This window comes from Paraeggerthella hongkongensis, from assembly GCF_003726035.1.
Lineage (GTDB): Bacteria > Actinomycetota > Coriobacteriia > Coriobacteriales > Eggerthellaceae > Paraeggerthella > Paraeggerthella hongkongensis.
The window spans coordinates 259663-282221 of the sequence record NZ_QICD01000001.1 but is presented as its reverse complement, the minus strand read 5'-3'; the positions used below and the strand labels follow the sequence as shown (position 1 = coordinate 282221).

15 protein-coding genes are annotated in these 22559 nt (G+C 61.8%); 7 read left to right on the top strand and 8 right to left on the bottom strand.

Translation table 11 applies throughout. The features are described 5' to 3' along the window. The 3 genes from DMP08_RS01205 (at nt 1) to DMP08_RS01195 (ending at nt 4081) form a co-directional block, all read left to right on the top strand. On the top strand, nt 1–1188 hold the full coding sequence (locus tag DMP08_RS01205; RefSeq protein WP_123191171.1) for an iron-containing alcohol dehydrogenase: 1188 nt from the start codon (nt 1–3) through the stop codon (nt 1186–1188). A 21-nt stretch (nt 1189–1209) separates the two neighbouring features. After that, nucleotides 1210–2622, top strand: a complete 1413-nt coding sequence (locus DMP08_RS01200) for an aldehyde dehydrogenase (protein WP_123191170.1) — start codon at nt 1210–1212, stop codon at nt 2620–2622. Nucleotides 2623–3355: 733 nt separating this feature from the next. Then, a complete protein-coding gene (locus DMP08_RS01195) occupies nt 3356–4081 on the top strand; it encodes a C39 family peptidase (RefSeq protein ID WP_244596721.1) in 726 nt (241 codons plus the stop codon). Between the two features lie 53 nt (nt 4082–4134). On the opposite strand, the gene DMP08_RS01190 is transcribed toward DMP08_RS01195, so the two are convergent. The 7 genes from DMP08_RS01190 to DMP08_RS01160 form a co-directional block, all read right to left on the bottom strand. Next, entirely contained in the window at nt 4135–4986 is an 852-nt protein-coding gene (locus DMP08_RS01190) for a deoxyribonuclease IV (RefSeq protein ID WP_123191168.1), read from the bottom strand. 473 nt (nt 4987–5459) lie between these two features. Next, nucleotides 5460–6230: an energy-coupling factor transporter transmembrane component T family protein gene (locus tag DMP08_RS01185; protein ID WP_123191167.1), complete on the bottom strand. Its 771-nt coding sequence runs from the start codon at nt 6228–6230 to the stop codon at nt 5460–5462. Then, nucleotides 6230–7090 (bottom strand): energy-coupling factor ABC transporter ATP-binding protein, encoded by an 861-nt coding sequence (locus tag DMP08_RS01180; protein WP_123191166.1) that lies wholly within the window; start codon nt 7088–7090, stop codon nt 6230–6232. Before DMP08_RS01180 ends, DMP08_RS01185 begins: the two co-directional genes overlap by 1 nt. Then, nucleotides 7087–7968, bottom strand: coding sequence for an energy-coupling factor ABC transporter ATP-binding protein (locus DMP08_RS01175; RefSeq protein WP_123191165.1), 882 nt, complete (start codon nt 7966–7968; stop codon nt 7087–7089). Before DMP08_RS01175 ends, DMP08_RS01180 begins: the two co-directional genes overlap by 4 nt. Nucleotides 7969–8003: 35 nt before the next feature. Then, nucleotides 8004–8603 carry a hypothetical protein gene (locus DMP08_RS01170; RefSeq protein ID WP_244596719.1) on the bottom strand — a complete coding sequence of 200 codons (600 nt, stop codon included), beginning with the start codon at nt 8601–8603 and terminating at the stop codon, nt 8004–8006. A gap of 524 nt (nt 8604–9127) precedes the next feature. Beyond that, complete coding sequence (locus DMP08_RS01165; RefSeq protein WP_123191164.1) at nt 9128–13459, bottom strand: S8 family serine peptidase; 4332 nt, start codon at nt 13457–13459, stop codon at nt 9128–9130. 191 nt (nt 13460–13650) lie between these two features. Further along, nucleotides 13651–14322, bottom strand: coding sequence for a TetR/AcrR family transcriptional regulator (locus DMP08_RS01160; RefSeq protein WP_123191163.1), 672 nt, complete (start codon nt 14320–14322; stop codon nt 13651–13653). A gap of 215 nt (nt 14323–14537) precedes the next feature. Between DMP08_RS01160 and DMP08_RS01155 the strand changes: the two genes are divergently transcribed. The 4 genes from DMP08_RS01155 to DMP08_RS01140 all read left to right on the top strand — a co-directional run bounded on the left by DMP08_RS01155 (nt 14538) and on the right by DMP08_RS01140 (nt 20903). Continuing rightward, nucleotides 14538–15980 carry an MDR family MFS transporter gene (locus DMP08_RS01155; RefSeq protein WP_123191162.1) on the top strand — a complete coding sequence of 481 codons (1443 nt, stop codon included), beginning with the start codon at nt 14538–14540 and terminating at the stop codon, nt 15978–15980. A 417-nt stretch (nt 15981–16397) separates the two neighbouring features. Further along, nucleotides 16398–16880 (top strand): peptide-methionine (S)-S-oxide reductase, encoded by a 483-nt coding sequence (locus DMP08_RS01150; protein ID WP_123191161.1) that lies wholly within the window; start codon nt 16398–16400, stop codon nt 16878–16880. Between the two features lie 242 nt (nt 16881–17122). Then, on the top strand, nt 17123–19051 hold the full coding sequence (locus DMP08_RS01145; RefSeq protein WP_123191160.1) for an MDR family MFS transporter: 1929 nt from the start codon (nt 17123–17125) through the stop codon (nt 19049–19051). 235 nt (nt 19052–19286) lie between these two features. Continuing rightward, entirely contained in the window at nt 19287–20903 is a 1617-nt protein-coding gene (locus DMP08_RS01140) for a hypothetical protein (RefSeq protein WP_123191159.1), read from the top strand. Here the strand turns inward: DMP08_RS01140 and DMP08_RS01135 are convergent. After that, nucleotides 20900–22351: a GGDEF domain-containing protein gene (locus tag DMP08_RS01135; protein WP_123191158.1), complete on the bottom strand. Its 1452-nt coding sequence runs from the start codon at nt 22349–22351 to the stop codon at nt 20900–20902. The two genes, DMP08_RS01140 and DMP08_RS01135, sit on opposite strands and share 4 nt — an antisense overlap. Nucleotides 22352–22559 lie beyond the last annotated feature (208 nt).

Sequence of the window (22559 nt, the reverse complement as noted above, 5' to 3'; positions counted from 1 at the left end):
ATGCAAGGTTTCGAATTCAGCTGCCCCACCAAAATAGTCTGCGGCCAGCACGCCCTGGACAAGCTTCCGGTAGAGATCGCCGACCAAGGCATGACGCACCCGCTGGTCATGACCGACGCCGGACTGGTGAAACTGGGCGTTGCCGCGAAGCTCACCGACGTGCTGGATGCCGCCGGCATACCCTACGAGTTGTTCGACCAGGTGCCGCCCGACTCGTCGATGGACGTGGTGAATCAGGTGGCGCAGCTGTACGCGCAGCGCGGATGCGACGGGTTCGTGGCAATCGGCGGCGGATCGGTCATCGACACCACGAAAGGCGCCGCGGCCTCGCTTGCCTGCGAAGGCGTCGACTTCGCCACGCTGCAGGGCGCGGAGATCCTGCAAAACGACATGCCGCCGTTCATAGCCGTGCCCACCACGGCGGGAACCGGCAGCGAGGTTACGCTGGTGGCCGTGGTGGCCGACACGGAAAAGCATGCGAAACTGTCGTTCACGTCCTACAAGCTGGTGCCGCACGTGGCCGTGCTGGATCCCGCGCTGACCGCATCGCTGCCACCGAAACTGACCGCCACCACGGGCATGGACGCGCTCACGCACGCCATCGAGGCGTACACGTCCATTCAGAAAAATCCCGTGTCCGATGCCTTTGCCGTGAAGGCGATCGAGCTGATCGCGCAAAACCTTCCCATAGCGTGCCGCGACGGTCAAAACGAGGAGGCGCGCACCAACCTTGCGCTCGGATCGCTCATGGCCGGCGCCGCGTTCAGCAACGCCATGGTGGGCATCGTGCATGCCATCGGGCATTCGCTGGGCGGGCTGTGCCACATCCCCCACGGGCAAGCCATGATGATGCTGCTTCCCCACTGCGTTGCGTACAACCTGGACACGGGCACGCACGCCGGCCTGTACGGGGAGCTGCTGCCGCACCTAGCGCCGGCCCGCGCCGCGTCTTTAGGCGCAAACGCGTCGGCCGACGCCCGCGACGGGGCTTTCTGCGAGCACCTGTTCGCGCTCAACGACCTGTACCACGACTCCTACGGCGTGCCGCTCAAGCTCTCCGAAATGGGCGTGGAGCACGACCAGCTTGAGGCCGTCGCGCGTCAAGCGCGCTACGACGGCGCCGCGCTGTACAACAAGACCGAGATCACCGTGGATGTTGCGCTGCGCATCCTGGAAGCCGCCTACTGATCGAACCGCGAAGGAGCACCCATGACCACCGCACCCACCTTCGAGAGCATCGCCGACGTCGAGGCGCAGGCGCAGCGCATGCGCGACTTCTTCCAAACAGGCGCCACGTTGCAGGTGGAGTACCGCCGCGAAGCGCTCGTCAAGCTGAAAAGCCACCTCAAGGCGAATGAAGAACGCATTCTGGACGCGCTCCATGCCGACCTGGGAAAAGCCCCGTTCGAGGGCTACGCAACCGAATTGGGCCTGGTCTACGACGAGATCAACACCTGCCTGAAGCACCTGAACTCGTGGGCGCGGCCGCGCCGGGTGCGTACGCCCATCGCGCACTTCCACTCCACGTCGAAGGTGTACCCCAGCCCCCTGGGCACGGTGCTGGTGCTGTCGCCGTGGAACTACCCCGTACAACTGGCGCTTGTGCCGCTGGTGGACGCCATCGCAGCCGGCAACTGCGTAGCGCTCAAGCCTTCCCGCACGTCAAAAGCCACGAGCGAGCTTTTGATCGACCTGTTGGCATGCGTGTTCCCACCCGAGTTCGTGTGCGGGTTCCCCGGTTCGGGTGCTATGAACGACTGGCTTCTGGAAGTGCGCTGGGACCAGATCTTCTTCACCGGCAGCCCCAACGTGGGCCGCACCATCATGGAGGCGGCGGCCAAGCACCTGACGCCCGTGGTGCTGGAGCTGGGCGGCAAGAGCCCCTGCATCGTGGACGAAACGGCCAACGTGAAGCGGGCGGCGCAGCGCATCGCCTGGGGCAAAGGGATCAACAGCGGGCAGACCTGCGTGGCGCCCGACTACTTCCTGGTGCACGAGAACGTGGTGGACGACTTCGTGGCGCAGCTGGACGCAAGCTTTCACCAATACTACGGCAAGAACATCCTCGCATGCGACGAATGGCCGCACATGATATCGCAGCGCCACTTCGAACGCGTCATGGGGCTCATCGAGAATCGCAACCCGGACGCGACGGTGGCGTTCGGCGGCCACGGCGACCCCGAAACGCTGCGCATCGAGCCCACGTGCCTGCGCGGGGTGACGCTCGACGACCCCGTCATGAACGAGGAGATCTTCGGACCCGTGCTGCCCATCCTTACGTACCGCTCGCTCGACCAGGCCTTCGACATCGTGCGCACGTTCGAGAAGCCGCTGGCCTGCTACGTGTTCTCCGACGACCGCGCCGTGCAGGAGCGCGTGGTGCGCGAACTGCCCTTCGGAGGCGCCACCATCAACGACGTGGTCATCCATCTGGCGAACAACCACATGGGCTTCGGCGGCGTGGGAAACTCCGGCATGGGCGCGTATCACGGCAAGACGGGCTTCGACTGCTTCACCCATTACAAGTCGACGCTCAAGAAGGGCACGTGGCTCGAGCTTCCCATCCGCAACCCCCCGTTCGACAGCACGAAGATGAAGCTGCTGAGAATGCTGATGAGGTAAGCCCTCCAAGGCTCCAAGAGGGTACGTCGAAAAACGCGACGGGAGATCAGGAGGCGAGCGCGCCCGGCGGGCGCACGGCATGACGCGAACGGGCGCGGCATGACACGCCCGTTCGCGTCATGCCGTGCGCCCGATCTTTAGGATCGCGCCGTACGCCCGTGCCTTCTGCCAAAAAAGATGAGTTTTACTGGTCCTCAAACAAGGATAATGGCAAGCGACAAGCCTCTGACCAGGCATGATAAAAACCGCCCCTAATCGCATTGCCTCGACAAGGCGAAAAATCGCCGCAAAACTCGATCGTTTTGGCAGAAGGCGCCGATCCTGCGAAGGCGCCGCCGACACGTGACATTGCCGCCGTTAACTTGCCGGCCTTTCCACCAAACAAGCGCAGCGTGCGACCATGCGGCCGATGAGGCCCTACGACGCCCGACACAAACATTCAATGCAAAATCGAAGAGGTTTTGCCGCGGGCGAAACGATTCGGCATCGTGCGACGTGTTCGATATGAAGAGGCCCTGCGAACGCCTGCCGGGCTGCTTTCAACATCGACCGACAAGCTGGCAGCACGCCCAGCTCGAGAGAAAGATGCCGCATGACCGTCGAACAGCCTCGCAGGCGCACATTGCGCGCCCGTTGCGCCCCGCGCCGCCGTCGACCGCTCGTCCGGCAGGCCCTCCCTCGCGCACGATGTGAACGTCCGATATTCAATCGGCAGCGCAACCGCCGGACAGCCGTGCGCCTATGCGCTTTTGCGACGGCGCTGCTGATCGCGGGCGCGGTATCGTTTTCCCTGCTGACCTCTTCGCGCGCAGCCGCCGACGTCCACTCCGAAGAGCGGGCCACGCAGGACGTGGCCGCCTTGCAAGCAGACTCCTCTTCCATGACGAGAGCCGTATCGTTCGACGTGCCCGCGCTCCAGCAGAACCCCGAGCTTCCCACTGGCTGCGAATCGATCGCGCTGACCAACGCGCTGCTGTCGCTTGGGTTCGAACTCGACAAAACCGAGATCGCCGATGCATGGCTGCCCCGTAGCGACAGCGACTTCGTAACCGCGTTCATGGGCGATCCGCATGCAACCGACGGTCACAGCTGCATGGCGCCGGCCATCGTCCGGACCGCCAACGCGTACCTTTCCGCGCAGGGATCCCCTTTGGGGGCATTCGACCTTACCGGATCGACGATCGAAGAGGTGCTTGACGAGGTTGCCGCCGGAAATCCCGTCATCGTCTGGTGCACGATAGGGCTTGAAAGCCCGGGCGACGCCTATCGGGTCGAACAGGCGAACGGCCGCGTCTATCGACTCTATCCGAACAGCCACTGCGTTGTAGCGAGCGGCTACGATCTGCATAAGGGCACGGCGCTGATCAGCGACTCGCTCGTCGGGCAAACGAAGTGCAGCTTGCAGCAGCTGACCGCACGCTACTACGAGCTAGGCGCCCAAGCCGTAGTCATCAAGTAGCAGAATCGCGCCGCCTTGCCCTCCCCTTCGCACGCCGCGAACGGCGTTCGACGCTACAAGCGAGCTGCATCCTCCTTGCGCCTCGCGCGCAGCTTGGCGATCTCTTCGGCGTAGCCCGCCAGATCAGGGTTGGGCGTTTCCAGGTAGAACGGCAGGTCGCGCAGCTTCGGATGGTTCGTCACCGCGGCAAGGGCCTCGAAGCCAATCTGCCCCTCGCCGATGCGCGCATGACGGTCCTTATGCGAACCGCACGGGTTCAAGCTGTCGTTCAGATGGATAGCGCGCAAACGGTCGAGACCGATCACGCGGTCGAACTCCGCCAGCACGCCATCCAGATCTCCCGCAATGTCGTAGCCCGCATCCCATACATGGCACGTGTCAAGACACACGCCCACATGATCTTGCAGTTCGATCTGCGCGATGATGGCGGCCAGCTCCTCGAACGTACCGCCGACCTCGCTTCCCTTGCCCGCCATCGTTTCAAGCAGAAGCGTGGTGGTCTGATGAGGCAGCAACGAGCGGTTGAGCGCGTCGGCTATCTTGCCGACGGCAACCTCAACGGGCTGCCCCACCGCGCTGCCCGGATGCATGTTGTACAGCTGATGCGGCGTCTCTTCCATGCGCACCAGGTCTTCGGCCAAAACCATGAGCGCGAAATCGCGCGTCTGCTGCTTGTCGGATGCCGGGTTCAAAGTGTAGGACGCATGGGCCAGTATGCGCACGATGCCGTGCTCTTCCGCATATGCGGCATAGGCCGCAACGTCCTTCGGGTTGATCTCCTTGGCCTTCCCGCCGCGCGGATTGCGCGTGAAGAACTGGAACGTGTTGGCGTCGATGGATATGGCGGATTCGGCCATTTTGAGATAGCCTTTGGCGCTCGATAGATGGCATCCGATGGTGAACATATATGATTCCTTCCAAGCAGCAATTTCAAATGCCATGGTACCAGAATCCGGAGATCATGCGGGACGCTCCGCAAGATCGCAACGAAACGGAAGCCTTGCCGGGTGCGGCGCTCCCGGATGCATCCCAACCGAACGCATCCGAGAGCGCCGAGCACGCTTGCAAATCGGGCCGGGAGCGCGTCGGTCGAGTCGGCGCATCGGTCGAGCCCATCGAGGGCGCACAGCCCTCACCCTGCACGATTTTCACCGCAATGTTGCGCGCCGATCAGCCCAATTCGACGCTCTGCTCTCACGAACTGGGGAAACGAAACGCCAGCATGACGAAGAGCCGACGAAGAAGCCCATGCAGGCCGAAATACGCAACATTCCTGTAAGAATTGCACAGGAAAGCACGAGCCGACCCACCGCCACCGTTCGAATCCTCCGGTTGCGCAGCGAAAGCCTCCAAAGGCCGCCGATGCCCCGCGATCAGGCTACTGGACGGCTCCCAAGACAAGCGCCGCCGCCACCAGAAGAAGGCATGCGGCAAACGCGACCGCGTCCCGCGCTGCAAAGGGGTACTCCTTGTAGCCGCTGGCCACAGTGCGCAGGTTGAAGCCGCGAACCTCGGCCGCAATGGCCGAGCTGTTCGTCTTGCGCACCGACGACACCAGCAAAGGCACGCACAGCGGCACCATGAGGCGCACCTTGCGCACGATGCCGCCCGCGTCGAACTCCACGCCGCGGGCCGTCTGCGCTTCCATGATGCCCTTCATGTCGTTCATGAACACGGGAATGAAATGAACGGTCGACGTGAACGTGAACGCATAGCGATACGGCACGCGCAGCACCTTGACCACGGCATTCGACAAATCGGTGAGCTTCGTCACGTACAGAACCAGGAACAAGGGAACCGCCGCCGCGATGAGGCGCACGATGGTGGTCAACGCCGCCATCAACCCGCCGGTCCCAACGTAGCCCCACGGCAAAGGCAGCAAGACCGCGCCCGTCGGCGTGGTGAGCACTTGGATGACAGCCAGGATAAGCGAGAAAAAGAACACCGCCTTCGCCAAGCCGAGAGCCTGGCGAACCATGCCGCATGCGGCAGCCAACGCGAAATCGAACGCGAGCACCGCAGCCAAAAACACCAGGTTCCCCGTGCAGAAGCAGGCTACCGACAACAGCAGCGCGCACGCCAGCTTTGCCACGGGATTCATGCGATGCAGGAAGCTGTCGCCCGGCACGTACTCCAAAAAGCCGCCCATCATCGGTCCCCTTTCCGGGTTTCGACGCGGTCCGAAGCGCCTGCCAGCGCCGCCACCGCAGCCTCCATTTCGTCCAACGTATCAGCATGGCCAACGCCTGCGGCGGCCAAGTCCGCACGGCAAGCAGCCAACCCAAGGGACACCGCCGTCACCTGGGGCGGCACAAGCGAAGCCCGCTCAAGCGTAGCCCGATTGCGCAGCACGTCGAACGTACGGCCGTCATCGACCACCCGTCCGTCGTCCATCACGATCACGCGCTCGGCGTAGTCGGCCACCACTTCCATGTCATGGCACACCATGATCACCGTGGCGCCCTGCTCGTGCAGGTCCCGCACGGCCTCCATCACCTTCACGCACTCGCGATAATCCAGCCCCGTCGTGGGCTCGTCCAAAACCAAGACGCGCGGCCCGAGCACGATGACCGACGCAAGCGCCAGCAATTGGCGCGCCCCGCGATTCAGCAAAAACGGGTCGTCGTCAGCGCGAAACCCGAACGAGCGAACCGCCTCGTCCACGCGAGCCTGCGCATCGGGACCGTCTTCGCCGAGCGCCTTGAAGCCGAACAGCAGCTCGTCGCGCACCGTTCCCGAGCAGATCTGCCGATCGGGATTCTGGAACAGGAAGCCCACCGTGCGCGCAAGCTGGCTGGTTTTGAGATCGGTCGTGGGGGCGCCGTCGACCAGAACCTTGCCCGCATCGGGCTTCAACAAGCCGTTCATCAGGCGCATCGTGGTCGATTTCCCCGCACCGTTCGTTCCGGCAAACGCTACGAACTCCCCTTCTCGGATAGAAAAGCTCACCCCTTTGAGGATGGGCAGCGTCTCGTCGTAGGACGCATGCACGTCGCGAAACTCTATCATGCCGTCGCCTCCTTTCCGGCAACCGTTCCCGAATCCGCCTTCGGCAGCAATTCGGCCAACGCCGTCGTCGCTTGTTCCACGTTGCGGCAAAGCGCGCCGCGATACAGGCCGCGCTTGCGCAGCCTGTTCATGAGCGATGTCGAACGCGGGCAGTTGACGCCTATGTCCAACAGCTCGTCGCTGTGCTCGAGCACCTCTGCGGGCGGCGCGGCGAACCGCACCGAACCCTCGTCCATGATGACCAGCAGGTCGGCGTATTCGGACAAAAGGGCGATCTTCTGCTCGACCACCACCACGGTGGTACCGTGCTCGGACGCGTAACGCGCCAGCAAGTCGAACACGGCGAGCGAGCTGGCCGGGTCCAGCTCGGCCGTAGGCTCGTCCAAAACCAGCACGCGCGGACGAAGCGCCAGGATGGACGCGATGGCCACCTTCTGCTTCTGGCCGCCGGAAAGCGTGGCTATCACGCGGTCGCGCAGGTGGGAAATGCCCATCGCATCCAAAGCCTCCGCCATGCGCGGCTCGATCCGATCACGGGGAACGCCGAAGTTCTCCAGCCCGTACAGCATCTCGTCTTCCACCACCGACGACACCATCTGGCTGTCGATGTCCTGGCACACGCTCCCCACCAGGCGCGACAGATCGGTTAGATCGGTGTCCACGGTATCCAGCCCGTCGATGAGCACCTCCCCGTAGAAATCGCCGGGATAGCAGTGCGGGATGATGCCGTTCAGCGCGTACGTAAGCGTGGACTTGCCCGAGCCCGCTGCGCCCGTAATGCCCACGAACGCGCCATCCGGTATGGTCAGATTCACATCCAGCACGGTGGGGGCAACTCCCTCGCGATAACGGAAACTGAAATCTCGTATCTCTATCATGATGGTATTCCTTCATGCTCTCTGCCCGAATCGGGCTACTTCTTCAACACTTTCTGCAAGGGAAGAACCAGTATCTGCACGAGCGCCGCGTTGAACGCCGCCGTTCCGAACACCATGATCGCGTAGCTGACCACGGCCACCACCAGGTCTATGCCGTTCATGGCGGCCAGCAACAGCACGAACGTATAGCCCGACACCACCGTGGACACGAACGCCGCAACGGCGGTGCCCACGTTGAGGCGGCCCACCTTCATGGGGATCAGCACCAGCAAGCCCATGGTCAGAGCGCCGAGCGCCTCGGAGGGGATGTTCAGCCAAGGCGTAGCGCTCAGCAAGGGGATCTGGCAGATCAGGCCAGCCAGCAGACCCACCACCAACGCCTGCGAAGGCTTCGGCCGCGTAAGCGCAATGGCCAGGCAGTACATGGCTATGATGAAGTTGGGCTTCATGCCTGCGAACGTGAGCACGCTGCCCACCGTCAGCTTGAGTACCGCGCCCGCTGCCAGCAGCACGGCTATCAGGATGAGATCCTGGGTGGTGAGGCCCGCCTTCTTCTTTGGGACGGGCATCTCGCGCAGCCGGCCTTTCGGCACCGGTATGGCGGATGCCGCTCCGCTTTCCTGACAACGATCCATGTTCGCTTCCTTCCTCTACGCGTCCGCGCACAAAAAAAAGACCTGTCCTTTACGTATAAAGGACAGGTCTTCAACCTGCGGTGCCACCTTTATTGGCCTCGATTTCGAGGCCCTCTCATGAGCATGCCATCACATGCTCCGCCTTTAACGCAGGCTCACGGTCCGGATACTCGGTCGGCTTGATCGCTTGCGCGCCGCGCCTCCCTTTCCCCTTTCCCTCAGCGATCCATATACCATCCAGCTTACTGCGGGAATCTCAGCTGCGCCCGCTCTCTGTGAGTGCTCATGATGGCTTGTCTTTCGCCTCATCGGTTTCAAGGTATTCAGTTGTGGCGCATACTTTAGCATAACGTTGGGAAAAAATGGCAAGGGATTTTTCGAAATCGGGAACGGGGCAAAACGGGGCAAAACGGGGCGAAACGCGCGAGGGTGCGCGAGGACGGGACGGGACGCCACCTACCTCGGCAGCGTCCCGAAAAAAGCGCCCCGCATCAACAAGCGCCCCGCATCAACCGCCTCCGCCTTTAGCGCCCGACACGGCGTCGTCGCGCGGCAAGCGCCAGAGCGCAGATCAGCCCCGCCGCCGAAAGCGCGACGACCGCCACCGCAGCAAGCGCCCCGTCACCGGTGGACGCGAGCGGCTTCGGGTCGGGCTGCGCCTGCGGCGCCATCGGCGGCGTCGGCTCGGATCCGCCGCCTGGCGCAGGGCCGGGGCCGGGCCCGACGGCGGCGAACCGAGCGGTCAACGTCACATCGGCCGTCACGGGCTGCCGATGAACGGCCTCTTCGTCAACGAGCGAGCCGTCTTGAGCGTACCATCCCTCAAACGAATAACCCTTGTCAGGCGTTGCGGCCCACGTGACCGTATCGCCCAAAACCACGTGCTCTACCTGCGACGACGCGCCCGTCAAGCCATCTTCCGCACGCGTCTTGGGCCCCGCTATCGCATCATAGCTCACCTGCGCCGCGCCGCCTTCCGCAGCCCGCGCAGCGGCCACATGATCGTTCGGCGTCAACTCCACTTGATCGGGCAAACGATACAGCGACGTAGTCGGCCAGCCGCCCTCGTCCTCGCTCGCAGCCAGCACGTAGTAGGACCCTCGGCAGAAACACGCCGAGGAAACGGCGGCTCGCCCCTTGCCGGGAGCCTTCGCGCCCAGTCCGCGCCACTGCCCCGTTCGGGCATCTACGGCGTACACCTCGCCCAAGCCCTTTGCCGACTCGCCCGCAAGCACCAACGAGTCGCCCGTAGCCGCCACGGCCTGCATGGTATAGGCTTGGAATACGTCGAACTCATCGGCGGTGCAACGCGGCGCGTTCTCAGTGGGCTCCAGCAGGCTGAACCGTTCCCCATCGTAGGTGCCGAGCGTCAAGGCATATTCCGCAGCTTGACCATCAGGCCCTGCTTCGGCGATGACGAATCCCGCGAAGCAAACAAGGGGGCCCGCTGCAGCCATAGCCGACGTCTGACCGGTCAGCAACGTAGAGAAAGGATCGTCGGCGGGGCTTTGGCCGGCAGACCACAGCATCGCCACTTCATCCAGCACAGGATCATAGCTCAGAACGGTGCGCCCCTCCCCGCGGCCTTGCGACATCAAAACCGATCCATTGCAGCTGGCAACTCCCACTCTAGGGATATAAGCGCCCAAACCGGACGAAGGCATATACAGACACCCGATGGGCGCATCAGACCACGTATCGGCGGCAATGTCGTAAGAAATCAAACCGACGCATAAGTCATAGGGGAAATCAGGATCTTCGGACGCCGTTTCGTATTGCACCGCGCACCAGATTTTTCCATTCGCGTACGTAGCCGATGTCTCCACTCGGAAATACGGAAGGCCGAACCCCGCCGAACGAGGAGAAGCGCATGCTTCCCATTCGCCCCCGCCATCCGGATCGAACGAATACAGGTACTGCCCCTTCGCATCCAAGCAGAACAAGCGGTCCGCTGCGGCAATCAAGACTCCCGCGTTGGATCCAGCTTCGTCGGGAAGCGCGAAGTCAGGCAAGCTGGAAACGCGCTCGAATGAAATTCGCTGGTCAACCAGGGGAAAGGCATACTTCGCATAATGGGTGGCCTTGCCGTCCGACACCTCCACCATATGGTGCGCGCCGTCGAGCAAGGCTGGCTCACGCACCACCACGCGCGAACCGTCGGCGTCCGCTTGCCACAGAGCATCGTCGACCGCGACGCCGTCGATGAGCAGCGCTGTCGCCCGCTGCAATCCATAGCCTTCCAACACAAGCGTTTTCGCGCCGCCGGCATCCGCGCCTTCGCCTTCGCCGCCGGCTCCCGCGCCTTCGCCGCTACCGTCTTCGACCGCTCGGGCGGCCCAGGTATTGGGATGCACGGCATCTCCTGCGGCGACGGACAGATCGAGCGTCCCGTTCGATGCGGTTCGCTTCGGCCGGCCCGCCGTATCGTAATTGCCCGCATAGGCGGGGAAATCTCCCGATGCCGCATCGTGCAGGCTTTTCGTCCCCCCTACGATGCGCCCGCGTATATCAAGCGCGGAATCGTTCGGGTGCACCGAAGCAAGCAATCCCACAGCGCCAGCCACCAACGGACACGCCATAGACGTGCCGCCTATGTAACCGTACGCCTGGTCGTTGCTGGGAAATCCAATGCCGAAATCGGTTACCGTGACAGAAGCGGTCCGATTGGATTGATCGCTCGGCCATGCCAAAACCGTCACGCCAACTGCAATGCTATCCTGATCGACAATAAGCTCAAACGATTCCTCGTCCCAAAAACCCGCCGACGAAAGACCAGCCCCGTCGATTCCGCCATACGATCCACCCAGGCCCAGTACTTGAGTATGCTCCGGATCGTCCGCATATATGGAAGCGAAGGCAGAGACTTCGCCCGTGCCGTTTTCATACGATTCGCTCAACGAAACGCCGGGCATCACCGCAACGCGAGCCGTACGAGCCCGCTCCCACGACATTCCCTTGAACGGATTGTCAATGCGCCAAGAGACTGAAACGCCCTCGTCCGGAGCCATGCCGTTTTCCACATCGAAGCGCAGCGCATCGCGTCCGTCAAGGCCAATTCCCCGCGATACCTGCAGCCTATCTTGGTCGGCAGGGCTTCCATTGACTCCAAGCAAAACAACTTCCGCATTGGCGGCATCCTGCGCAAAGTCCGCCATGTTGTGATAATACAGCGAGCGCTCGTTCGGCGTCGGGCCTGCGTCATCAAGAAGCTTGGCCGCCGCCGGCAAATACGCTTGAGCGCCCGTGGCAACCGTGGAGAGAATCGCCGATCCCGGCACGGCGATATCGACAATAGCCTTGCCATGATTGCTGTAGGTGGCATACGCGCCATACGGCGAAGTTGCCGCCACGTTCACTATATAGGGGCTATCCGACAGTCCGTACGACACGCTGCCAACCGCATCCGTGCCCGCATCGACGCTATCGTTGCCAGCGCAAAACACCGTCAACACTCCCGCACGGCCAGCCTGATTCATAGCATATTCGATCACCGGCGAGTATAGGCCGATCCAAGAATTGCTGGCCGCAACCACGTTTTCACCCGCCAACTTGGCATGCAGAATATATGCGTACGCGGCTAAAGCAGTGCTGTCGCTGGAATTACCACCGGTTGATTTACCAGCCAGGCGGAATGCCATGATCTTGGTATTCGGCGAAACGCCCGAAATTCCCGTTGCGTTATCGCTGGACGCAGCCACGATGCCCGCACAGTGGGTTCCATGGGAATCATCGAACGTATTGCTATCGGGAAGCGGCTGATCATCGCCGTCGACGAAGTCGAACCCGTGCGTGCCCGCACCACCCGGCGCACCGGGGATGTCGCCGGGGTTCTCCCACATGGCATCTTGCAGGTCGACGTTGCTGCAATCCACGCCGGTATCGAGCACGGCCACGATGTTGGGCTTCCCCGCGGCCGCTGCAGCGCGCACGCCGGCAAGATCCACATCCGAATTCGCAGGCGTGCCGCCGTCCGTGACGATGGCATTGTTAAGCGACCACTGCATGGCAAGCAAAGGATCGTTTGCGACGGGGCTGCCCTGCCCGTAAACCGGGAGCACATCGGTGCCTTCCACAACGGAAGTCGGCCGCGTCGGGACGCCGCTTCGGGCTGGCTGCTGCGCTTGCGCGGCGGCATCGGCGGCGGATGTCGAAGCTGCGGATGCCGAACCGGCTGCGGGCGCGGGTGCGGGTTCGGCCGGGATCGTCGGAGCCGCCGCCGAAGCCATCGCGTCTGCAAGCCCCTGCGGCACCTGAAGCTTAATCGGCTCGGCGACTTTGCGCACATAGTTGGGGGCAACCGCCAACACGCCCCTTGCCGCCTGGAGCTCTTCCAAAAGCTCGGCCGTGCTGGCATTGGACTTGGTTACGCGCGCCACGCGCGCATCCATCTTCGCGTCAAGCGCTGCATTGTCGCCGGAAGAGCCGGATTCGAGCTCGTTTCCAAAACCAAAGGCGCTTCTCGCCATGCCGCCATGCGCCGCCGCAGAGTCTTCCTCCTTTGGCGCAACGGCGTCAACGCCTGAAAAGTCCCACGACTCCTCTACCGAAAACCCCGCAGACGCCAACGGGTCGACCGGCTCGAACCATCGCGAGCGCGGCTGGGAGACGCTGTCGCGGTACACGACAAGAGCCTCGCCTTCCACATACGGTCCCGCGTTGAGCATCTCCTCGACGGTGGGAGCTTCTGCGCCCGCAGGCCCATCGCCGTCCTCGCCGTATGCTGCAACAGGAGCTATGGGCACAAGCCCAACCACCAGAAGAAACGCGCACAGCACCGCGATCAAGCGAGCGAGCGGCCGGGAGCACGTCGGGGCAAAGCGCCACGAAGCGAATGGGGGATTCGAGCGAGACGGCATACGCGGTCCCTTCTTCTCGCAAGCGAACACGCAAGCTTCGGATTCGACGCAGCACGGCAGCGGCGAACCGATTGCAGTCTCCCAGTATACGCGCTCCCGCGCGCACTCCGCCCGGCAAAGCCCAACGCCAAAACCAGCGTCGTCCGCAAACGGCCGAACGCCAGGCCTTGAACGCCGGGCCTTTCAGCTTTTCAAATCCCTTGAGCCCTGGTTGTGCATGAGCCGGCATCGGAGCCTGCCAGCTCATCCCCCGCTAGCAGGTACTCCGCAATCATGCGGCGCGTGTCGGCGGCGGAGAAAGCACTGTCGCCACGCACGTGCAGCATGGCGCGCGTGCGAGCAAGCCCGATTGCGGTTGACGAGGCGACCAGCGCCTCCTCTTCAACCGACCGGCCTGCAAGCATGCGCCGGCCGGGGCACTCCGCCAACAGCAAGCGCAACGCCTGCGCAATGGAATGCTGCACGGCCAGCAGGTCGCGCTGCCCCTGGAAGAACAGCTGCGGCATCGAACGCAAAGCCTCGCGGCGCAGCTCGACGACGCCCTCGTCCACGCCCGAGGACAACCGGGCTCCCACCACGTCGATCAACACATCAAGATAACACGCGTCTGCATGCTCTTTAAGAAGCTCTACCAGGCGATTCTCATCTGGAAACACGTCCATCCGACCCATCACGGCCGATGCCTTGGACGAGAAGTAATTGAAAAACGTCTTCTTGGAAATCTCCGCACGTTCGCAAATATCCTCGACCGTCACTCCGTCGAAGCCGTGTTCGATAACCAATTCAAGCGCAGCACGCTCCACGTTCAAACGAGCTTTTAATTTTTTACGATACCGCAATCCCTCGGATGCAACCTCCGCCACAGTAAACGCAACCTCCCGACGCTGTTGATATGCCGTTTACGTGCAGGGTACCACAACTTTCGCTTTACGGTCTTTCCTTCTATTTGGTAGATATTTATACTAAGTGTAAGTTAATGGATTGCCCAGACGTAGCGCCTCCCAACATGGTTGCTTTGTAACCTGGCCGGAGGCGCTACGTCCTTTGAAACGCCCTCGTATTCGAAAGGAACGGCTCTATGGGCTTGTCGCATAAACAGATCGTCACCTTGGCCCTTCTCATGCTTGGATCGTTCGTCGCCATTTTGAACCAGACCGTCGTCGCCCCCGTTCTGCCCTCCATCATGTCCGAAATGGGCGTCAATGCCGCCGATGCCCAGTGGCTTACCTCGGGCTTCACTCTTATGAACGCCATCATGATTCCCATTACGGCATTTTTGACCGACAGGTTTCCCACGCGCTGCTTGTTCGTTGCGGCAATGGGCATCTTCGCCGTAGGCAGCCTTCTTGCCGGGTGGGGCCCTTCGTTTGCCGTTCTTTTAGGTGGGCGCCTCGTGCAGGCGGCAGGCGCAGGCATTTTGCTGCCGCTGGTAATGACCGTGCTTTTGCGCACCTTCCCCTTTGAAAAACGCGGCTCAGCCATGGGCATATACGCTATCGTGATAGCGTTTGCGCCTGCAATCGGCCCAACGGTTGCGGGCATCATCATCGACCACGCCACGTGGCACGACATCTTCTTCGGCATCGCCGCGCTCTCGAGCGCCGTGGCGATTGCGGCGGCCGTCGTGCTCAAATCAACCGATCACGTGAACAAGGACGTCAAGCTGGACGTGCTGTCCGTAGCGCTTTCCACCTTGGGCTTTGGCGGGCTTTTGTACGGGCTTTCCACCTTGGGGTCGTCGGGGCCCACCCTAAGCGCAGTGGTCGGGACGATGCTGGGCATGGGCTCGTTGGTGCTGTTCTTCCGCCGGCAACTGCGCATGGAGCACCCCATGCTTCAGGTGCGCGTGCTGCAAAACCGTCGTTTTTTGGTAGCCGTGATCATCGTCATGCTGGTGCAAGGAGCGTTGCTGGCCGCCATTATCTTGGTTCCCATTTATCTACAGTCGCTTATGGGCTATTCCGCCACGGTGTCCGGCCTGGTGCTGCTGCCCGGCGCTCTCATCATGGCCGTGATGGGGCCGATTGCGGGGCGCCTGTTCGACAGGCATGGCCCGCGCATGCTGGCGCTCGTGGGCATGGGCATGTTGACGATCACCACCTTCTGCTTTTCGCTTCTAGGGCCGCATTCGGGCATCATCATGGTTGCGGCCCTGTATACTGTAAGGCTGTTCGGCCTATCGCTTGTGAACATGCCCATCACCACCTGGGGGTTGAATGCCCTTCCGACTGAAATCGTGAACCACGGAACCTCGGTCAACAACACCCTGCGCCAAGTTGCCGGATCCCTGGGAACCGCGCTGATCATCTCCGCCTCGACCACCGTGACCAACGCAAGCGCGCCCAGCATGGGCCAAGCTGCCGCAAGCTTCTTTGGGGTGGATGTGTCGTTCGGCCTGTCGGCGACGCTTTGCTTGACGGGTTTCGTGCTGGTAGCCGTTCTGGTGAAAAACAAGCCCGGCACAAGCGTTGGACGCCGCAAGCACCACGCGCATAAGCGCGTTGTCGAAGTTTCCGGTTGACGATGCGCGGCGAAGCGGCGCCGGACGACAGGCGACCCCGCAAATTGACGCCGCATGCCCAGGGAGACAGCCTGACCGAGCGCCCGGCAGGGGCGATCTGGCATAGAGACGATCCTCGACCGCACGATTTTTACAGCAATGTTGCACGCCGCCCGACCCCCTCGAAAGTCGCGCTTCTGCGAACTGGGCTTATAGAGTTGCGCGCATAAAGGAAGGACGGGGAAGGGTTCTGCGGGCTCGAAAAACGCAACATTGAGGGCAAAATCGAGCAGAATCGCTTTGGCGAACGAAGGAGCCGGCTCTTCCCGCAATGCGAACCCGACTCGCCCGCTCTCCCCGACCAGCAGAGCGAACCATGCGCTTTGCGGTTATGATGGGTGCAAAGTTCAAAAAGAAGAAGGATGAGGAGCATCCGTCATGCAAACCATGTATTTCGCCGGCGGCTGCCTATGGGGCGTTCAGGCCTATATGAAAACCCTGCCGGGCGTCGTCGAAACCGAAGCGGGCCGCGCCAACGGCAGCACCGACGCGCTTGACGGGCCCTACGACGGTTATGCGGAATGCGTCAGAACCGTCTTCGACGAACATGCTGTGTCCGTCGCTCAACTTGCGGAGTACTTCTTCGAAATCATCGACCCCTACAGCTTGAACAAACAGGGAATCGACGTTGGGGAGAAATACCGTACCGGCATGTACAGCGAAGACCCCCGTCATCTTGATGAAGCAAGGGCCTTCATCGAAGCGCGCAACGATGCGAAGAGGATCGTCGTCGAAGTGAAGCCCTTGTCAAGATACGTCAGGAGCGCTGACGAGCACCAGGACAGGCTCGATAGATGTCCGGGCGATTACTGCCACGTTCCCGCCGAGCTGCTGGCCAAACACAAGCGAACCGTCTTCTAAGGTTCGCGGGCGCCCCGATCGTACCCTTCCCCGCTTTCCCAATGTGCCGTTTCCGTGCAGAGGCCGATCGCTTCGCCCCAGCCGCTTTCCATTCCTCAATCAAATATTTATACTTAGTGTAACATTTCACCAATGCGTGAAGGCGCCTTCGGATCCGGATCAAAAGTCCCCGCCCCGAAGGCGCCTTCGTTCGCGTTGGAGCATAGGACGCAAACGAAAAGCACATCGGAAGGAACGGCTCTATGGGTTTATCGCGCAAGCAGATCGTTATGTTGGCAGTGTTGGTGTTCGGCACCTTCGTCACCGTTTTGAACCAGACCGTCGTGGCTCCGGCCCTACCCTCGGTCATGGTCGAAATGAACGTGGACGCTGCCACCGCACAATGGCTGACCACGGGTTTCACCCTGGTCAACGCCATCATGATTCCCATTACGGCGTTTTTGACCGACCGCTTCACCACCCGGCGCTTGTTTTTGATATCCATGGTCATCTTCACTGCCGGCAGCGCCTTGGCAGGCTGGGGCCCCAGCTTTTTCGTACTGCTGCTCGGCCGCCTGGTGCAAGCCGCGGGCGCCGGCATCCTCATGCCGCTTGTGATGACCGTGCTCATGTGGACCTTCCCCCTTGAGAAGCGCGGCACGGCCATGGGGCTGTTCGGCATCGTCATCGCCTTCGGCCCGGCCATCGGCCCCACGGCAGCCGGCATCATCATCGACCGCTACACCTGGCACGACATGTTCTACATCATCGCGGTGCTGTCGGCGTTGGTCGTCGTCATCGCGGCATTCGTCCTGCAAAAAGGCGGCAGCACGAAGAAGGACGTCACGCTGGACGTGCCTTCGGTAGTGTTGTCGAGCGTGGGATTCGGCGGATTGCTCTACGGCTTGTCGACCATCGGGTCGTACGGCGTGAGCGTGGGCGCCGCCGTGGGAACGCTGGCCGGCGCGGTTGCGCTCGTGCTGTTCTTCCGCCGGCAGCTGAGCATGGAGCATCCCATGCTGGAAGTGCGCGTGCTGGCCAACCGCAAGTTCTTGGTCGCCACCGTCATCGGCATGTTGGTGCAAGGAGCGCTGCTGGCCGCGGGCATCCTGGTGCCCATCTACCTGCAATCGCTCATGGGCTATTCGGCCACCGTATCCGGCTTGGTGCTGCTGCCCGGCGCCATCATCATGGGAGCCATGGGTCCCATCGCCGGCCGCCTGTTCGACAAGCACGGCCCGCGCGCGCTCAGCCTGGTGGGCATGGGGATCCTTACGGCAACCTCGTTCTGCTTCGTGTTTCTGGGCCCCGACATGGGCATCATCACGCTCACGCTCATATACACCGTGCGCATGTTCTCGCTTGCGCTTGTGAACATGCCCATCACCACGTGGGGCATGAACGCGCTCGACAACAGCCTGGTGAACCACGGCACGTCGGTGAACAACACGCTGCGCCAAGTGGCGGGCTCGCTGGGAACGGCCATCATCGTGTCCGCCTCCACCATCGCAACGAATGCGAGCGCGCCCGCCATGGGAGAGCCCGCCGCCAGCTTCTTCGGCATCAACGTGGCGTTCGGCGTGGCCACGCTCATGTGCCTGGCCGGCTTCATCATGGTGGTGGGCCTGGTGAAGAACAAGCCCGGCGAAGCCGCCGCGAAAGACAAGGGAAACGTGCGCCGAACCGTGCTCGAGTCCATCATGAAGCGCGAAGTCTACACGCTTCCCGAAACCGCGACCGTCGCCGAGGCGATGCAGCTGCTGGTGGACAAGCATATCAGCGCGGTGCCGCTGGTGGACGAACGCGGGAAGGCCGTCGGGTTCGTCTCCGACGGCGACATCATGCGCTTTCTGGCCAAGCGCTCGCAAATGCTCATGGATCCCGTGGTCATGATCATTCAGACCATCCGTTCGGATTCGGACGATTTCAAGCAGAAGCTCGACGACCTCATGGCCATGCCCGCTCGCAGCATCGGGGCGAAGGGCATCATCGGAGTGGATGCGCACGACGATCTGACCGAAGTGTGCCGCGTGCTGGGCGAAAACCACCTCAAGAAAGTGCCCGTGCTGGACGATGGCCAGGTGGTGGGCGTTATCAACCGTTCCGACATCACGCAGCACACCATGAGCATGTACTTGGCCGAACGCGGGGAAGAAGCCGCCAAGCAAGAGCAGACCGACAAGACAGCCTGATTGCTTTGAGCAGCGGGAGCCGTTGTCGATCCAAAAACACGTTTTTTGGCGCTGAAACGTGTTTTTGGATCGACAACGGCTCCCTGCAGGCGCAATGACGGCGATGCCGTTCGCTCCGTAGCGTTACGCAAGCGCCATAGAGCACCGCAAGATAGCGCAAATGCCCCCGGCACCGTCATAGTTCCAACTCCTTCGTGCTACCATGAAACGATCAGCGCATCCGAAAGGGGTCCTTATGAGAAAACGCCTGCTCGCTATGATGGCCACCATAGCCTTGATTTGCTCGATGATACCCGGCGCAGCCTCGGCGATCGAAAGCAACTACGGCGCTATTCCCGTGGTTATCGAGATTGGATCCAATGGTACGCCGATCGAATCGTCAGGAGAGGGCTGGACGTACGCGCCCAATGAGGACGGCAGGCTTATACTCACTCTAAACGAAGGGCGCGCGTTCACACTGACAGGCAACCCGCTTGACATCCCTCACGAACGAGCTCTTGTTGTAAACCACGGCACCATTGTAGATGGCGAATTCAACACGGGCGTAAACAACTTCGGCAATATTGAAGGCGGCACGTTCCGATATTTTGTAGGGAATTGGCAGATGATTTCCGGCGGCACATTCAATCGCTACGTAACCAACGACACTAACGCTGTAATTGCAGGTGGAGTGTTCAACGTCGGCACCCATAACAACAGGGTAGACAACTATGGAATAATCCGCAGCGGCACTTTCAACTGCCCCATCAACAATTCTGGAACCATTGAAGGCAATGGCATCTTCAACTCCTATATACAAAACGGATATTATCGGTTTGACGCAGACAGAAACAAGGCCTGCTCCATCCTGGGCGGCACATTCAATTCGGAAACGATTGAAAACTTCGGAACCATCGCGGGAGGAACGTTCGACGGCGAAGTCCTTAGCGGGGGCATTATTGCCGGAGGCACGTTTTCTTCTGCCAGCTCCGTTTCGAACAACGACGAAGGGATTACCACCGATGGTGGCACCATATCTGGTGGCACATTCGCCGGCTCCGTTGTCAACGGCAGTCCCGATCCTAACGAAAACGCAGCTATCGTCACTGGCGGAACGTTCGAGAACGTGGTAGAAAACCACGACGCCATTTCGGGCGGCTCGTTCATCCGTTCGAGCATCGTACAGAACTACGGCACCATCGCTGCCGGCACGTTCGACGGCACGGTGCGCAACAAGCAAACCGGAACCGTCAAGGACGGCCAAGCAAGCAGCCCGACCTTCAACAACAAGGTGGAAAACGATGGCATCATCGAAGGCGGCTTCTTCGCTCACTCCATCATTACCGGCGGAAAAGGGACGCTGAACTCGTGCACCTTCCCCGCGAACATGAACCTGGCCCGGCTCTCCCTTGCGGGAACCGGCACCGAGCAGCCGGTCGCAACGTACGAGAAGAACAGCTCCGAGAACAACCGGTACACGCTTGCAGCGGACGCCGGCTACATGCTGCCCGCCTCAGTGAGCGTGCGCCTGGGGAGCGAGAGCGGCCAAGAGCTGGCCGCAGGCGCGGACTACGCTTACGACGCGGCAACCGGCATCGTGACCGTCAAGAAGAGCGCCGTCGTCGGCCCGCTCTACCTTGCGGCAAGCGGCGTTCCCGCACCCACGCCTCCAACGCCCGCACCCGCGCCCACGACTCCCGAAACCCCGACAACCCCCACCCCGTTGCCCGAACCGCCGTCGAGCGCGAAGGCGCTGGCATCAACCGGCGACAGCCCGCTTCCCATCATCGCGCTGAGCGTCGCCCTTGTCGCCGGGGCAACAGCGGCGGCATGCGCAGCGGCTCGCCGCAGGAAGCGCTTGGACCAGCGCTAGCGCTTCGAAACAAGGGGCCCGGAAGCAGACGGATACTCCATGCCGTCTTCGTACCGGGCCCCGCAGTTCTTGCCGTGCGTCTTTGCCCAGTACAGCGCTATATCGGCCCGGCGGTACACTTCCTCGAACGAGGGAACGTCGCGCACCACCACTTCGCCCACGCTCAAGCTAACCCCCGACGGAGCGCCGCGACCGCGGGCGAACTCGCCAAAACGCTCGATGAGCGCAGCGGATTTCTCGTCCACAATAGCCGGATCGTAAACATCGGGCATGAACACCATGAACTCGTCACCGCCCAATCGAGCGACAACGTCGGACTCGCGAAAGAGCGAGCGCGCCAAGCGAACAAGCCCCCTCAGCAGCTCATCGCCCATAAGATGCCCCAGCTGGTCATTGACGGCCTTGAAGCAGTCGACGTCTACCAAAAGGAACGCGAAGAGCACGTCCGGCTGCTTCGCGCGCGCCAAGTCGGCAAGTCGCAACGACAGGTACGTTCTATTGTAAGCCCCGGTCAATGCATCGGTCTGCGACTGCTGCACCAACTGAACCTCTTCGGTGACGTCCACGATCTTGCCAACATACCGCACGGGATTGCGCTCCGCATCGCATAGCCGGCGGCCGATTATCCGACGATGCACGTACGAATCGGTCCGCCCGAAAAAATCGGCGCAGCCGCCGCGAAAGCGCAAGCGGTATTCAAGCAAGTACGGGCGCTCTTCCCAGCCGGGCGCATCGCCCTGCAGTTCGAGCGCGCGCCGATCGGCCCGATAGCGTTCCAGGTCAGCGGGGTGCACGAAATCTCTTTCCTCAAACGTTCGACGGTACTGCTCGATGACGAAGCACTCGCGCACCATACCGCGCTCTTCGCTGAAGCGAGCGATCGTCAACGTGACCTTGTCGGCCAGGATATCGTGGTCGAACACCACGTCGTCGGCAAGCTCAGCCACTATTTTGTAGCGCTCCCATTCGGAAACCCTGTCCGACCCGGGAAAAGCGGTATGCGATTGCAGGAAAGCCAACCCCGCCGCGGGACCTTGCATCCCTTCGCACATCGAAACATGAGCGTGCTCTATGAGCCACGAATCATCAATCAGGGAAAACACTAAGGAGAGCCTGCATTCGCTCTCTTGAAAGCGCCCGTCGGGACGAGCGCGTCCGCGCATGCTCAAACGGATCCGAGAAACCGTAACCGCACGGGCATCGCGCCGTTGGGCAACGTGGCACTCATGATGAACCATATGGATGCCGAACGCGTCAACCTGCCGGCACAGGGCCTCCAGAACGGGTCGGGCTTGCCCGTCACCCAGCGAGAACAACCCCTCGCAACCGCACATCGAAAAGGCGCTCTGATCCACGAACGCGCACATGGCCGCCCCGTCGCGACGTTCGAAACAGGCCTCTACGAATCCCTTCGCCCCCGCAAGCAGATCAATCGCCCGATCAACCATTGCATCAACCCTCGAATCACCAGCCTGGAAAATCACAGCGCGCCGGACAGGCGCAAGAAGGCGCGGCTGGCTCGCCCTCGTCGATTACGTCAGCCCTGCCCTGAGCAAGCCTCTTCGGCATCGTATCACAGAGAAAAGAGGTAATACCCCCCCCCCCCCGAAAAATTCCATGATCGGAGCCGGGTTTTCCCAGGAAAGGCACGCCGCA

Coding starts and splice junctions, on each gene's coding strand:
- DMP08_RS01205 (WP_123191171.1), top strand. CDS start 1: ATGCAAGGTTTCGAATTCAGCTGCCCCACCAAAATAGTCTGCGGCCAG.
- DMP08_RS01200 (WP_123191170.1), top strand. CDS start 1,210: ATGACCACCGCACCCACCTTCGAGAGCATCGCCGACGTCGAGGCGCAG.
- DMP08_RS01190 (WP_123191168.1), bottom strand. CDS start 4,986: ATGTTCACCATCGGATGCCATCTATCGAGCGCCAAAGGCTATCTCAAA.
- DMP08_RS01185 (WP_123191167.1), bottom strand. CDS start 6,230: ATGGGCGGCTTTTTGGAGTACGTGCCGGGCGACAGCTTCCTGCATCGC.
- DMP08_RS01180 (WP_123191166.1), bottom strand. CDS start 7,090: ATGATAGAGTTTCGCGACGTGCATGCGTCCTACGACGAGACGCTGCCC.
- DMP08_RS01175 (WP_123191165.1), bottom strand. CDS start 7,968: ATGATAGAGATACGAGATTTCAGTTTCCGTTATCGCGAGGGAGTTGCC.
- DMP08_RS01170 (WP_244596719.1), bottom strand. CDS start 8,603: ATGGATCGTTGTCAGGAAAGCGGAGCGGCATCCGCCATACCGGTGCCG.
- DMP08_RS01165 (WP_123191164.1), bottom strand. CDS start 13,459: ATGCCGTCTCGCTCGAATCCCCCATTCGCTTCGTGGCGCTTTGCCCCG.
- DMP08_RS01155 (WP_123191162.1), top strand. CDS start 14,538: ATGGGCTTGTCGCATAAACAGATCGTCACCTTGGCCCTTCTCATGCTT.
- DMP08_RS01150 (WP_123191161.1), top strand. CDS start 16,398: ATGCAAACCATGTATTTCGCCGGCGGCTGCCTATGGGGCGTTCAGGCC.
- DMP08_RS01145 (WP_123191160.1), top strand. CDS start 17,123: ATGGGTTTATCGCGCAAGCAGATCGTTATGTTGGCAGTGTTGGTGTTC.
- DMP08_RS01140 (WP_123191159.1), top strand. CDS start 19,287: ATGAGAAAACGCCTGCTCGCTATGATGGCCACCATAGCCTTGATTTGC.
- DMP08_RS01135 (WP_123191158.1), bottom strand. CDS start 22,351: ATGGTTGATCGGGCGATTGATCTGCTTGCGGGGGCGAAGGGATTCGTA.